This is a genomic window from Bradyrhizobium cytisi, from assembly GCF_008123515.1.
In the GTDB taxonomy this organism is placed as follows: domain Bacteria; phylum Pseudomonadota; class Alphaproteobacteria; order Rhizobiales; family Xanthobacteraceae; genus Bradyrhizobium; species Bradyrhizobium cytisi.
Map to the genome: position 1 here is coordinate 26,621 of NZ_VSSR01000082.1, position 12,117 is coordinate 38,737.

General features: G+C 65.3%; 13 protein-coding genes. 5 read left to right on the top strand and 8 right to left on the bottom strand.

What is annotated here, in order from left to right; all coding sequences use genetic code 11:
• Window positions 1-123: 123 nt before the first annotated feature.
• Window positions 124-417: a hypothetical protein gene (locus tag FXB38_RS38130; protein WP_187435439.1), complete on the top strand. Its 294-nt coding sequence runs from the start codon at window positions 124-126 to the stop codon at window positions 415-417.
• 21 nt (window positions 418-438) lie between these two features.
• On the top strand, window positions 439-699 hold the full coding sequence (locus tag FXB38_RS38135) for a hypothetical protein (protein WP_148756081.1): 261 nt from the start codon (window positions 439-441) through the stop codon (window positions 697-699).
• A gap of 137 nt (window positions 700-836) precedes the next feature.
• Here FXB38_RS38135 and leuC read toward each other — a convergent pair whose 3' ends face one another.
• The 6 genes from leuC to ffh form a co-directional block, all read right to left on the bottom strand.
• A complete protein-coding gene (gene leuC / locus FXB38_RS38140; protein ID WP_148756082.1) occupies window positions 837-2,243 on the bottom strand; it encodes a 3-isopropylmalate dehydratase large subunit in 1,407 nt (468 codons plus the stop codon).
• A gap of 339 nt (window positions 2,244-2,582) precedes the next feature.
• Window positions 2,583-2,963 (bottom strand): 50S ribosomal protein L19, encoded by a 381-nt coding sequence (rplS, locus tag FXB38_RS38145; RefSeq protein WP_148756083.1) that lies wholly within the window; start codon window positions 2,961-2,963, stop codon window positions 2,583-2,585.
• Between the two features lie 109 nt (window positions 2,964-3,072).
• On the bottom strand, window positions 3,073-3,828 hold the full coding sequence (trmD, locus tag FXB38_RS38150; protein ID WP_148756090.1) for a tRNA (guanosine(37)-N1)-methyltransferase TrmD: 756 nt from the start codon (window positions 3,826-3,828) through the stop codon (window positions 3,073-3,075).
• Window positions 3,829-3,937: 109 nt separating this feature from the next.
• Window positions 3,938-4,483: a ribosome maturation factor RimM gene (gene rimM, locus FXB38_RS38155; RefSeq protein WP_148756084.1), complete on the bottom strand. Its 546-nt coding sequence runs from the start codon at window positions 4,481-4,483 to the stop codon at window positions 3,938-3,940.
• Window positions 4,484-4,492: 9 nt separating this feature from the next.
• Window positions 4,493-4,825, bottom strand: a complete 333-nt coding sequence (rpsP, locus tag FXB38_RS38160; RefSeq protein ID WP_100181398.1) for a 30S ribosomal protein S16 — start codon at window positions 4,823-4,825, stop codon at window positions 4,493-4,495.
• 99 nt (window positions 4,826-4,924) lie between these two features.
• Complete coding sequence (gene ffh / locus FXB38_RS38165) at window positions 4,925-6,472, bottom strand: signal recognition particle protein (RefSeq protein WP_148756085.1); 1,548 nt, start codon at window positions 6,470-6,472, stop codon at window positions 4,925-4,927.
• Between the two features lie 437 nt (window positions 6,473-6,909).
• Here ffh and FXB38_RS38170 point away from each other — a divergent pair, with 437 nt between their 5' ends.
• Window positions 6,910-7,971: an MBL fold metallo-hydrolase gene (locus FXB38_RS38170; RefSeq protein ID WP_187435436.1), complete on the top strand. Its 1,062-nt coding sequence runs from the start codon at window positions 6,910-6,912 to the stop codon at window positions 7,969-7,971.
• Window positions 7,972-8,133: 162 nt separating this feature from the next.
• Here the strand turns inward: FXB38_RS38170 and FXB38_RS38175 are convergent, their stop codons facing one another.
• Both FXB38_RS38175 and FXB38_RS38180 read right to left on the bottom strand, forming a co-directional pair.
• Window positions 8,134-8,850 carry an SIMPL domain-containing protein gene (locus FXB38_RS38175; RefSeq protein ID WP_187435437.1) on the bottom strand — a complete coding sequence of 239 codons (717 nt, stop codon included), beginning with the start codon at window positions 8,848-8,850 and terminating at the stop codon, window positions 8,134-8,136.
• A gap of 5 nt (window positions 8,851-8,855) precedes the next feature.
• A complete protein-coding gene (locus tag FXB38_RS38180; protein WP_148756087.1) occupies window positions 8,856-9,599 on the bottom strand; it encodes a GyrI-like domain-containing protein in 744 nt (247 codons plus the stop codon).
• Window positions 9,600-9,812: 213 nt separating this feature from the next.
• On the opposite strand from FXB38_RS38180, the gene dapF reads away from it, so the two are divergent.
• A complete protein-coding gene (gene dapF, locus FXB38_RS38185; RefSeq protein ID WP_148756088.1) occupies window positions 9,813-10,688 on the top strand; it encodes a diaminopimelate epimerase in 876 nt (291 codons plus the stop codon).
• Complete coding sequence (gene mtaB / locus FXB38_RS38190; RefSeq protein ID WP_148756089.1) at window positions 10,688-11,941, top strand: tRNA (N(6)-L-threonylcarbamoyladenosine(37)-C(2))-methylthiotransferase MtaB; 1,254 nt, start codon at window positions 10,688-10,690, stop codon at window positions 11,939-11,941. Before dapF ends, mtaB begins: the two co-directional genes overlap by 1 nt.
• Window positions 11,942-12,117 lie beyond the last annotated feature (176 nt).

Here is a 12,117-nt window from a genome sequence, read left to right on the forward strand (position 1 = left end):
ATCCGGCTTTATAAGCGCTCTGAGGTTGACGGGCGCCGCCAAAACGGGGAGCTTGGGGCCTCGATGGGGACGGTTCAGGTGGGCGGAAAAATGCGAGCGAAAACAGCGCTGACGCTACTGTGCATGGGGTTGTTTTCGCAAGTCTGTGTTGGTGCGCATGCCCAGACCCTTGCGCAGCCTCATGGCCCCGTGGTCCGCATGGCCCAGGCGATCTCGCCCGACGACGTCCCGCCGCCGCGCAAGCGGCCCCAGACCCGCCTCCGCGTCACGCCCTATTACACCCCGGACGGCGTCTATCCGCGCTACAACCCGGGGCCGGATGCGGTCCGCGAGTGCAACGCCACCTACGTGCAGGAATTCCGGCCGAGCGGCACGGTGATCGTGCCGCATATGAGCTGCTACTGGCGTCGCGGCTGAATTTGGCATCACCAGGTCGTCATGACGAGATGGATCGCACTGGCCGTTGTTGTTGCGCTCGCCGCCGGCCTGCCTCACGTTTTCGCGGCGCAGAGGGTGACGAAGCTGCCGGATGCCTCCGCCGGGCGCGCGGTGTTCGATGCGCGACGGCATGTGCGATACGAGATCGCGCCTACTTCTCGCCGTCCCGATCCGCACTATTATGCGCGGCCCGTTGGTTACCGTCCCTATCCCTACGGCGTGCCCGCGCCGTTCGTGTTCGGCTACGGGCCGTGGTGGTGACGCGAGCAGCGTCGTTCATCATGGCGGCGGCTTGCGCTACGGCGGCATCCACTACGGCGGCTACCACGATCAAAATGAAAAGGGCGCCGCGGCGGCGCCCTTTGTTTATTCGATGACTCACGATTGCAGGCAGTGGCTCAGCGCCACTCCCTGACGTCAACGAAGTGACCCGCGATCGCAGCTGCTGCGGCCATCGCGGGCGACACCAGATGGGTGCGGCCCTTGAAACCCTGGCGTCCCTCGAAGTTGCGGTTCGAGGTCGAGGCGCAGCGCTCTTCCGGGGCCAGCTTGTCCGGGTTCATGGCGAGGCACATCGAGCAACCGGGCTCGCGCCATTCGAAGCCGGCCTTGATGAAGATCTTGTCCAGACCCTCAGCTTCGGCCTGCTCCTTCACGATGCCGGAGCCCGGCACGACCATGGCGTTGACATGGCCAGAGACGTGCTTGCCTTCCGCGATCTTGGCGGCGGCGCGCAAATCCTCGATGCGTCCGTTGGTGCAGGAACCGATGAAGATGCGGTCGAGCTTGATGTCGGTGATCTTCGTCCCCGCCGTCAGGCCCATGTACTTCAAGGCGCGATGCTTGGAGAGACGCTTGGCCTCGTCCGCGATCTTGTCGGGATCGGGCACGATGCCGGTCACCGAGATCACGTCCTCAGGGCTCGTGCCCCAGGTCACGATCGGCGGCAGCTTGGCTGCATCGAGCCGCAGCTCGCTATCGAAATGCGCGCCCTCGTCGGAGCGCAAGCCCTCCCAGTAGCGCATCGCCGCATCCCAGTCCGCGCCCTTCGGCGCCTTCGGACGGCCGCGCAGGAAGTCATAGGCTTTCTGGTCGGGCGCAACGAGGCCGGCACGCGCGCCGCCTTCGATCGACATGTTGCAGACCGTCATGCGGCCTTCCATCGACAGCGCGCGGATCGCCTCGCCGGCGTATTCCAGCACGTAGCCAGTGCCACCCGCGGTGCCGATCTCGCCGATGATGGCAAGGATGATATCCTTGCCCGTCACGCCTTCAGGCAATTTGCCGTCGACGCTGACGCGCATGTTCTTCGCCTTCTTCTGGATCAGCGTCTGCGTCGCCAGCACGTGCTCGACCTCGGAGGTGCCGATGCCGTGGGCGAGCGCACCGAACGCGCCATGCGTCGAGGTGTGGCTGTCACCGCACACGATCGTGGTGCCGGGCAGGGTAAAACCCTGCTCGGGGCCGATGACGTGGACGATGCCCTGGCGCTTGTCGAACTCGTTGTAATATTCGATGCCGAATTCCTTGGCGTTGTCGGCGAGCGCCTTGATCTGCTCGATGCTCTCCGGATCCGGGTTCGGCTTGGTGCGGTCGGTGGTCGGCACGTTGTGGTCAACGACAGCGAGCGTCTTCTCGGGCGCGCGCACCTTGCGGCCGGTGGCGCGCAGGCCCTCGAACGCCTGCGGCGAGGTGACCTCATGCACCAGATGGCGGTCGATGTAGAGCAGGCAGGTGCCGTCATCGGCTTCGTGCACCAGATGGTCGTTCCAGATCTTGTCGTACAAAGTGGTCGGCTTGGACATGAGCTTAAGCTCCGAACAATGTATGTCAGCGGATATGCGCGGGTTCGCGCGGGGCAACAGGGCAGCCTTGAGCGCAGCCTTGAGCGCAGCCTTTAAGCTGCGGGACTAAGCTCTGACGTTGCCGAGGTCGCGAAGCGTCCGAAGAACCGGCCAGGCAGCCGCGAGCGATCGTCGATAACGATGCGCTGGGGGGTTACGAGGCAGGTCAGATCTGGAAACATTCCAGGAATATATAGCAGGGAGATCTGGAATCGCGAGGGCTTTGACGCGCACGGCTGACGCAACAAAAAAGCGCGGGGCCAAGCCCCGCGCTTTTCGAAACTCGTCTGGTAGCGGAGCTTACTCGTTGACGGCGGCCTTGTGCTCAGTCTTCTCGACGATGCGGGCCGACTTGCCGCGGAGATTGCGGAGGTAATAGAGCTTGGCGCGGCGCACCTTGCCGCGGCGCACCACCTTGATCGAGTCGATCATCGGCGACATCACCGGGAACACGCGCTCCACGCCCTCGCCGTAGGAGATCTTGCGGACGGTGAAGCTCTCGTTGAGGCCACCGCCGGAACGGCCGATGCAAACGCCTTCATAGGCCTGCACGCGGGTGCGGTCGCCTTCGACCACCTTCACGTTGACGATCACGGTGTCGCCGGGACCGAACTCCGGAATGTCCTTGGTGGCGGAGAGCTTGTCGAACTGCTCTTTTTCGAGCTGCTGAATCAGGTTCATGGGTAAATCTCCATCGGCGCGCCCAGCCTTGGAAACGGGGGCTGCGCGAAATTCGTCTATCCAGCCATTGCGGATGTGGCCGCTCCTATAAGGCAAGCCGGAGCGTTTGTCACCCGTCTGTCTTGTTTTTTGCCGTTTTTTGGCGTCCGGGCCGATTCGGGGCCTTGGGCGGGATTCGGGCCCATAAATCGGGCCGCCGGGCCGCCGTCAGGGCCTCGGATTGCGCCCGCCGCCAGGCCGCGACCTTGGCATGATCGCCGGAGGTCAGAATCTCAGGGATCGGAACCCCCTCGAACAACTGCGGACGGGTGTACTGGGGGTATTCGAGCAGGCCGTCGGAAAAACTCTCTTCGGTTCCCGAGGCTTCCTTGCCCATCACCCCCGGCAGCAGCCGGACGCAGGCGTCGATCAGGGCCATCGCAGCGATTTCGCCTCCTGAGAGCACGTAATCGCCGATCGAGACCTCCTCCAGGCCACGGGCGTCGATCACCCGCTGGTCGATCCCCTCGAACCGCCCGCAGACGATCAGGGGGCCGGGGCCCTGGGCGAGCTCGGCGACACGGGCCTGGGTCAATGGCCGACCCCGCGGGCTCATCAGCAGTTTCGGCCGGTCCGGACTGATCCCGACCGCGTCGATGGCCGCCGCCAGAACGTCCGCCCGCAGCACCATGCCCGGGCCGCCGCCGGCGGGGGTGTCGTCGACGCTGCGGTGACGGTCCGTGGCGGAAGCCCGGATGTCCCGCGCCTCGATCTCCCACACGCCGGAGGCCAGCGCCCGCCCGGCCAGGCTCACGCCGAGCGGCCCCGGAAACATCTCCGGAAACAGCGTCAGAACCGTCGCGCGCCAGGGTGAGGGGTTTGTCATCGTGCTTCTAAAAATTCCGTCGTCCCGGCGAAGGCCGGGACTCATCACCACCGCAGTCCGTTTTGCGATGATCGGGGCCATCAGCTTAGCGAAAAAACACGTCTCGTGGTTATGGGTCCCGGCCTTCGCCGGGACGACCCGGAGAGGGATCCTCGCCTTCGACTTCCTGCGGCAGCTCGATCACGACGCGGCCGCCGGCGATGTCGACCTCAGGCACAATCGCATTGGTGAACGGCAGCAGCATCGTCGCGCCCTTGAGGGGCGCGATCTCGATGATGTCGCCGGCACCGAAATTATGGATCGCGAGCACGCGGCCGAGCGCACCGCCATCTGTGGTGACGGCAGCGAGCCCGATCAGATCGGCATGGTAATATTCGTCCTCATCGGTCGCGGGCAGTTTTTCGCGCGCGACATAGAGTTCGATTCCGTTGAGGCGCTCGGCCTCATCGCGGGTCGCGACGCCCTTGAAGGTCGCGACCAGATGGTCCTTGGCTTCGCGGGCCTGCGCCAGCTCGAACTGGCGCTTGCCGTCCTTGGAGAGAAGCGGACCGTAGCGCTTAACGGCAAAGGGATCTTCGGTGAAGGTCCACAATTTGACCGCGCCGCGCACACCATGCGCGGCGCCGATCCGCGCGACGCAGATCAGCGCCGACATGGATGAGCCTTAGCCCTTCGCAGCGGCTTCGGCCTGCGCCTTGCGCTCCTTGCGCGGCACGGCCTTCTCGGGGTTGTTGCGCGCTTCGCGCTTTTTGACGCCGGCGGCGTCGAGGAAGCGGGACACGCGGTCCGACGGCTGCGCGCCCTTGGCGAGCCAGGCCTTCACCTTGTCCATGTCGAGCTTGAGCCGGGTCTCGTTGTCCTTCGGCAGCAGCGGGTTGAAGTGACCGAGCCGCTCGATGAAGCGGCCATCGCGGGGGAAGCGCGAGTCGGCGACGACGACGTGATAGACGGGACGCTTCTTGGTGCCTGCGCGGGCGAGGCGGATAACGACGGACATTTAGTTCTCCTTCGAAGTACGGTTTGCAAAGTACGTTTTGTTCGGTTGATTGGTATTCCGCGTTGCGTGAGACCGATGCGATCCCTCGCGACGAATTCCTCATTTCTTCTTGCCCGGAAAACCGCCGAGGCCCGGCAGCGTCGGCTTGCCGCTCAGCCCGGTCAGTCCAGGAACGTTCGGCAGACCGGTGCGAAGACCGGCCGGCAAATCCTTCGGCAGGCTGGGCAGACCCTGTCCGCCGCCGCCCTGCATTTTCTCCTGCAGCGCCTTCATCTCGTCCGGAGACGGCATCTTCATGCCGCCACCAAAACCCATGGCCTGAGCGATGCCGGCCAGCGGACCGCGCTTGCCCGAGCCCATGGCCTTCATCACGTCGGCCATGTTCCGGTGCATCTTCAGCAGCTTGTTGACCTGCTCGACGCTCTGGCCGGAGCCAGCGGCAATGCGCTTCTTGCGGCTGGCCTTGAGCAGGTCGGGATGACGGCGCTCGTCGCGCGTCATGGAATCGATCACTGCGACCTGGCGCTTCAAAATCTTGTCGTCGATCCCGGCGGCCGCGATCTGGTTCTTCATCTTGGCGATGCCGGGCATCATGCCCATCAGGCCGCTGATGCCGCCCATGCTGGCCATCTGCGAGAGCTGCTCGCGCATGTCGTTGAGGTCGAACTGACCCTTGCGCATACGCTCGGCGGTGCGCGCGGCCTTCTCCGCGTCGATGTTGGCGGCGGCGCGCTCGACCAGCGACACCACGTCGCCCATGCCGAGGATGCGGCCGGCGATACGATCGGGGTGGAAATCTTCCAGCGCATCGGTCTTTTCACCGGTGCCGATCAGCTTGATCGGCTTGCCGGTGACGGCGCGCATCGACAGCGCAGCGCCGCCGCGGCCGTCGCCGTCGACGCGCGTGAGCACGATGCCGGTGAGGCCGACGCGCTCGTCGAACGCGCGAGCGAGGTTGACGGCGTCCTGGCCCGTCAGGGAGTCCGCGACCAGCAGCACTTCATGCGGGTTCGCCGCCGCTTTGATGCTAGCTGCCTCCGCCATCATCTCTTCGTCGAGCGTGGTGCGGCCGGCGGTGTCGAGCAGCACGATGTCGTAGCCGCCGAGCTTGCCCGCTTCGAGCGCGCGTTTCGCAATCTGAGCCGGCTGCTGGCCGGCAACGATCGGCAGGGTCGGAATGTCGAGATCGCGACCGAGCACGGCCAGCTGCTCCATCGCCGCCGGGCGATAGATGTCGAGCGAAGCCATCAGCACCTTGCGCTTGTCGCGTTGGACCAGGCGGCGGGCGAGCTTTGCGGTGGTGGTCGTCTTGCCCGAGCCTTGCAGACCGACCATCATGATCGGCACCGGCGGCACGGAATTGACGTCGATTGTCTGGCTTTCGGCGCCGAGCATGTTGATCAGCTCGTCATGGACGATCTTGACAACCATCTGGCCGGGCGTGACCGACTTGACGACGGTGGCGCCGATCGCCTGCTCGCGGACGCGTTCGGTGAAGCTGCGCACGACCTCGAGCGCGACGTCGGCCTCGAGCAGCGCGCGGCGCACCTCGCGCATGGCGGCGTCGACGTCCTTTTCGGTCAGCGCACCGCGCCCCGTCAGACGATCGAGAATGCCGCCAAGCCGTTCCGACAGATTGTCGAACAATGCCGTTGTCCTGTTTAACCTCTCCCCGCCTGCAGGGAGAGGTCGCCGCGCCCTTGCGCGGCGGGTGAGGGGGTACGGGACTCTCCACGCGCGCCACACGCGGAGGGAGCCCCTCACCCCGACCCTCTCCCCGCAAGAGCGGGGCGAGGGAGAAGAAAGTCCAAACACCTTTGCGCCCGAGGGCGCATCGCGCTGTCGGGCGTTGGCCTCTGGTCTCTAGGACCAGTGGGCGGGTCGAAAAGAAAGCCTTTCCGAGAAAGTGGCGGGGTTAAACTCCGCTCACGCCCAAAAGTCAAGGAAAGTTAGGGTGGCGGGATGGCTTTGCCAGGGCAAGGTCTTGAAAACAGGGCGTTTCCGGCGATGGGTTCCTTTTTCGGCGGTCCCGCCCATATAGGCGGTGATGTCCGACCGTCCCAACCATCCCTGAAGCCCGCCCCGTGCCGATCACCCGCCGCCGCATCTTCGGACTGCTTGCCGGGGCCAGTGCGCTGGTCGGTGTTCCCCTTTGGATCTCCCGCATGAAAACCTATGACGGCCCGGTCTCCGATCATTTCGACGGCTTGCACTTCTTCGATCCGGACGGCGCGCCGCCGAGATCGCTCGGTGAGGTGTTCCGCTGGCAGTTCGGCGGCGGCCAAAAGCGCGCGAAATGGCCGGACTGGGCGCCGAGCCCCCATGCCGACACCCCGCCGGAGCGCGTCGATGGCGACAGGGCGCGGTTCTCCTTCGTCGGCCACGCCAGCTGGCTGATCCAGACCGGCGGCCTCAACATCCTCGTCGATCCCGTCTGGTCGATGCGGGTGTCGCCGGTGGGGTGGGCCGGACCAAAACGCCACAACGATCCCGGCATTGCCTTCGAGAAGCTGCCGAAGATCGACGTCGTGCTGGTCTCGCACGGGCACTACGATCATCTCGACATCGCGACGCTGTCGCGGCTCGCGAAAAATTTTGCGCCGCGCGTGGTCACCCCGCTCGGCAACGACGTCACAATGCGCAGCAGCGATTCCTCGATCAAGGCGGAAGCGTTCGACTGGCACGAGCGCGTCGAGCTCGGTAGCGGTGTCGCCGTGACTCTGGTGCCGACCCGGCACTGGTCGGCGCGCGGCATGTTCGACCGCAACAAGGCGCTGTGGGCGAGCTTTGTGCTGGAGACGCCTGCGGGGAAAATCTACGTCGTCTGCGATTCCGGCTATGGCGACGGCGGACATTTTCGCCGGGTTGCCGAGAAGCACGGGCCGCTGCGTCTGGCGATTCTTCCCATCGGCGCCTACGAGCCGCGCTGGTTCATGCGCGATCAGCACATGAACCCGGAAGATGCGGTGAAAGCGCTCGATGATTGCGGCGCGCAACAGGCGCTCGGGCATCATCACGGCACGTTCCAGCTCACCGATGAAGCGATCGACGCGCCGGAGAAGGCGCTGGTGGAAGCGCTCGATGCGGCCAAGATTCCGCAGGAGCGGTTCGTGGCGATGAAGCCCGGGCAGGTGGTGGAGATTTAGGTCTCGCCACGCACACAGTTCGTGCCCCGGACGCAGCGCAGCGTCTCTTCGACGATGCGCTGCAGAGCCGGGGCACATGTCGACGTATTGTATCGTGTCGCTTTCCGGGTCCCGGCTCTGCGCAGCAGCGTTTCACGCTGCAGCGCGTCCGGGACACGAGAGTTATTGCTCTTTCGGCTTGATCCCCCAGCTCACATTCACCGTCACCGACAGCGTTTCCTCACCCGGCGCAACGGCAGCAGGCGCGGCCATCGGGGCTGCGGCCATGCGGCCCTTGAACAGCGGCATGGGAGCACCACCTTCGGAGACGCTGAGCGGCGCGCCCAGCGTGACGCCGGTGGCCTTGGCATAGATCTCGGCCTTGCGGCGGGCGTCGGCGACCGCCCGCTCGCGGGCGTCGTCGAGCAGCTTCGAGGCTTGCGTCACTTCAAACGAGATGTTGCCGATATCGTTTGCGCCGGCGCTGACCAGCGTGTCTATGATGCCGGCGACCTTGGTCACGTCGCGGATTTTTACGGTGACGCGGTTGGAGGCGCGGAAGCTGACCACCGGCGAGGCGCCGTTCGAGCGGTTCGGCGCATATTGTGGCTGCAGCGACAGCCGCGAGGTCTGGTAATCCTTTTCGTCGATGCCGGCGCCCTTCAGCGCCAGCAGCACCTTGCCCATCGCGGCGTTGTTGGCGTCGGACGCTTCCTTCGCCGACTTGGCATCATTGGCGACGCCGGCATCGATGTGCGCGAGATCGGGTGCCGCCGAGACGGTCGCCTCGCCGCTCACGGAGATGGCGGACGGAAAATCGTCGGCGAGCGCGGGCGCGGCCTGCAGCGTGGCGGCGAAAATAGCGGCGAGGGACGTAAAAAGGGCGGCGGGCTTTTTCATCGGACTCACTTCAGCGGAACGAACACATTGATCACGAGCTTGTCCTCGGCCGTCTTCAAGGGATCGGTGAGGTACTCCTCGATGAACGTGTCCTTGGCCTCCAGCTTCTTGTCGTCGAGGTGATTGGTGATCGCCTCATAGGTGTTGTCCATGTTGTCGTAGGAGCCGCGATGGACGAATTTCAGCGCCTTGCCCTCCGGCGATTTGCCGATGCTCATGTCCTTGGTCAGGTTCTTCGGGTCCTGCTCGACCGGAATCTCGGCGAGGAAGGTGAAGCCGGTGTCGTCGGTCGAGGTGTAGACGATCATCGAATTGCCGGCGTGCTTGATGCCCTGCTTGTCCAAGAGCGCGTTCAGCGCCTTGAAGGCGTCGACCAGCGTGTCGAAGGCCGAGTCCCAATTGGCGGTGCCCTTGACCATCACGACCTTCTTGGCCTCGAGCGTGGTCTCCAGTCCGAAGGGATCGGCGGTCTGCACCGGGGCGGGCGTAACGGACGCGGCGGGCGGGGGTGCCGCCGGGCCCGGCGACGGTGAGGCGCTGGCCGCTGGCGATGGTGCCGGCGAGGGAGTTGCCGCGGGCGCAGGCGAGGCACTTGCAGCCGGGGCGGGCGCGGCTGACGGGGCCGGCGAGGGACTAGCCGACGCGGCGGGCGCCGGGCTCGGGGTCTGCGCCGGAGCGCCGGACGGGCTAAGCGACAGCGCGACTGCCGGGATCAATGCGGCCAGAGCGAGACGACGAAAAGTGTTCATTTTATTCTCCCCAGACCTTGCCCACCAAGGCCTTAACCCGGCCGCGCATCCCGGTTCGCGCGAACTGCGCCGTTCTAACACGCGAGCGCCGAATTCGTCCCATGACAGATGCGTCATGGCAGCCGTCATGGTGGGCGTCCTGGTCTCGACGGCAAAACACTGGCCAAGCCGGCAAGGATCGCCATATAAGGCGGGCGAAATTCGGGAATTTTCATGAGCGCGCTGGCCAACCACGCTTTTGCCAAGATGAACGGCATCGGCAACGAGATCGTCGTTGTCGACATGCGCGATTCCGCCGGGAAGGTCACGCCGGACGACGCCCGCGCGGTAGCCTCCGCGGAGGGCGGCGTGCCCTATGACCAGCTCATGGTGCTTCAGAAGCCGCGGCTCGACGGTACCGAAGCCTTCATCAGCATCTACAACAATGACGGCTCGGAAGCCGGCGCCTGCGGCAACGGCATGCGCTGCGTGGTGCGGCAGATTTTTGGGAAGAGCGGGCAGACCACGGCGACCTTCGAGACCGCGGCCGGCCTGCTCAATGCCTGGCAGGGCCCGGCAGCCGATCTCTACACCGTCGACATGGGCGCGCCAAAATTCGGATGGCAGGATATTCCGCTGGCGGAAGAGTTTCGCGACACCCGCTACATCGAATTGCAGATCGGGCCGATCGACAAGCCGATACTGCATTCGCCGTCCGTGGTCAGCATGGGCAATCCGCACGCGATCTTCTGGGTCGACGACGTCAACGCCTATGATCTCGAGCGCTTTGGTCCGCTGCTGGAGAATCATCCGATTTTCCCCGAGCGTGCCAACATCACGCTCGCCCACATCGTCGATCGCGAGCACATCACGATGCGCACCTGGGAGCGCGGTGCGGGTCTCACCAGGGCTTGCGGCTCGGCGGCCTGTGCGACTGCGGTTGCGGCTGCGCGCCTGAAGCGCACCGACCGCAAGGTCGAGATGACGCTGCCCGGCGGCAAGCTCGGCATCGAATGGCGCGAGCGCGACGACCACGTGCTGATGACGGGCACCGCGACCTTCGAATACGAAGGCAATTTCGATCCGGCGCTGTTCGCGCCGGCCGGGTAATGGCTGTCGAGGTCGTCACTTTCGGCTGCCGCCTCAATGCCTTCGAGGCCGAGGTGATCCGCCGCGAGGCGGAGGGCGCGGGGCTCGTAGACACCATCGTCATCAACAGCTGCGCCGTCACCAACGAGGCGGTGGCGCAGGCGCGCCAGTCGATCCGCAAGTTGAAGCGCGAACGGCCCGGTGCACGCATCGTCGTCACCGGCTGCGCGGCGCAGACACAAAGCAGCATGTTCGCGGACATGGCCGAGGTCGATCGCGTCGTCGGCAATGACGACAAGATGCGCAGCGATGCCTGGCGCGAGGCGCGCGACGCCTTCGATCTCGGCACAAGCGAGAAGATCGCCGTCAGCGACATCATGGCGGTGAAGGAGATGGCGCCGCATCTGATCGACGGCTATGCGGGCGGCCTGCCGCGCGTGTTCGTGCAGGTGCAGAACGGCTGCGACCATCGCTGCACCTTCTGCATCATTCCCTACGGCCGCGGCAATTCGCGCTCGGTGCCGATGGGCGCGGTGGTCGATCAGGTGCGGGCGCTGGTCGAGCGCGGCCATGCCGAGATCGTGCTGACCGGCGTCGATCTCACCAGCTACGGTGCCGATCTGCCGGGCGCACCCAAGCTCGGCCTGCTGACCAGGCAGATCCTGCGGCACGTGCCGGAGCTGAAGCGGTTGCGCATCTCCTCGATCGATTCGATCGAGGCGGATCGCGATCTGTTGGATGCCATCGCCAGCGATGCGCGGTTGATGCCGCATCTGCACCTGTCGCTGCAATCCGGCGACGACATGATCCTGAAGCGCATGAAGCGACGGCATTCGCGGCAGGATGCGATCCTCTTCTGCGATCAGGTGCGTCGGCTGCGGCCGGACATCGTCTTCGGCGCCGACATCATCGCGGGCTTTCCGACCGAGACCGAGGAGATGTTTTCCCGCTCGCTTGATCTGGTCGAGGAGTGCGGCCTGACGTTCCTGCACGTCTTCCCGTATTCACCGCGCCCCGGCACGCCGGCCGCGCGGATGCCGCAGGTCGCCGGCGGAGCGATCAAGGCGCGTGCGAAGCGGCTGCGCGCAGTGGGCGAGGCAGCGTTGCGGCAGCGGCTGCAAGCCGAGATCGGCGCGACGCGTGAGGTGCTGATCGAGAGCGATGGCCAGGGGCGCACCGAGCACTATCTGCCGGTGGCGATTGCGGGCAAGCGCGTGGGGAGCGTCGTGCCGCTCACGATTGCCGGCAGCGATGGCGAGCGGCTGACGACATAATCCGCTGTCTCTTCCCTTCTCCCCTTGTGGGAGAAGGTGGCGCTGACGCGAAGCGGCAGCGAGACGGATGAGGGGTATGTCTCCGCGGATAGAGACCCCTCATCCGCCTTCCCTTCGGGAAGGCACCTTCTCCCACAAGGGGAGAAGGAAGAGTCCTGTCCAGACCGGATAGAGAG

What these genes read in the sequence shown, in the direction of transcription:
- FXB38_RS38130 (WP_187435439.1), top strand. Translation starts at nt 124, where the DNA reads ATGGGGTTGTTTTCGCAAGTCTGTGTTGGTGCGCATGCCCAGACCCTT.
- FXB38_RS38135 (WP_148756081.1), top strand. Translation starts at nt 439, where the DNA reads ATGACGAGATGGATCGCACTGGCCGTTGTTGTTGCGCTCGCCGCCGGC.
- leuC (WP_148756082.1), bottom strand. Translation starts at nt 2,243, where the DNA reads ATGTCCAAGCCGACCACTTTGTACGACAAGATCTGGAACGACCATCTG.
- rplS (WP_148756083.1), bottom strand. Translation starts at nt 2,963, where the DNA reads ATGAACCTGATTCAGCAGCTCGAAAAAGAGCAGTTCGACAAGCTCTCC.
- trmD (WP_148756090.1), bottom strand. Translation starts at nt 3,828, where the DNA reads ATGACAAACCCCTCACCCTGGCGCGCGACGGTTCTGACGCTGTTTCCG.
- rimM (WP_148756084.1), bottom strand. Translation starts at nt 4,483, where the DNA reads ATGTCGGCGCTGATCTGCGTCGCGCGGATCGGCGCCGCGCATGGTGTG.
- rpsP (WP_100181398.1), bottom strand. Translation starts at nt 4,825, where the DNA reads ATGTCCGTCGTTATCCGCCTCGCCCGCGCAGGCACCAAGAAGCGTCCC.
- FXB38_RS38175 (WP_187435437.1), bottom strand. Translation starts at nt 8,850, where the DNA reads ATGAAAAAGCCCGCCGCCCTTTTTACGTCCCTCGCCGCTATTTTCGCC.
- FXB38_RS38180 (WP_148756087.1), bottom strand. Translation starts at nt 9,599, where the DNA reads ATGAACACTTTTCGTCGTCTCGCTCTGGCCGCATTGATCCCGGCAGTC.
- dapF (WP_148756088.1), top strand. Translation starts at nt 9,813, where the DNA reads ATGAGCGCGCTGGCCAACCACGCTTTTGCCAAGATGAACGGCATCGGC.
- mtaB (WP_148756089.1), top strand. Translation starts at nt 10,688, where the DNA reads ATGGCTGTCGAGGTCGTCACTTTCGGCTGCCGCCTCAATGCCTTCGAG.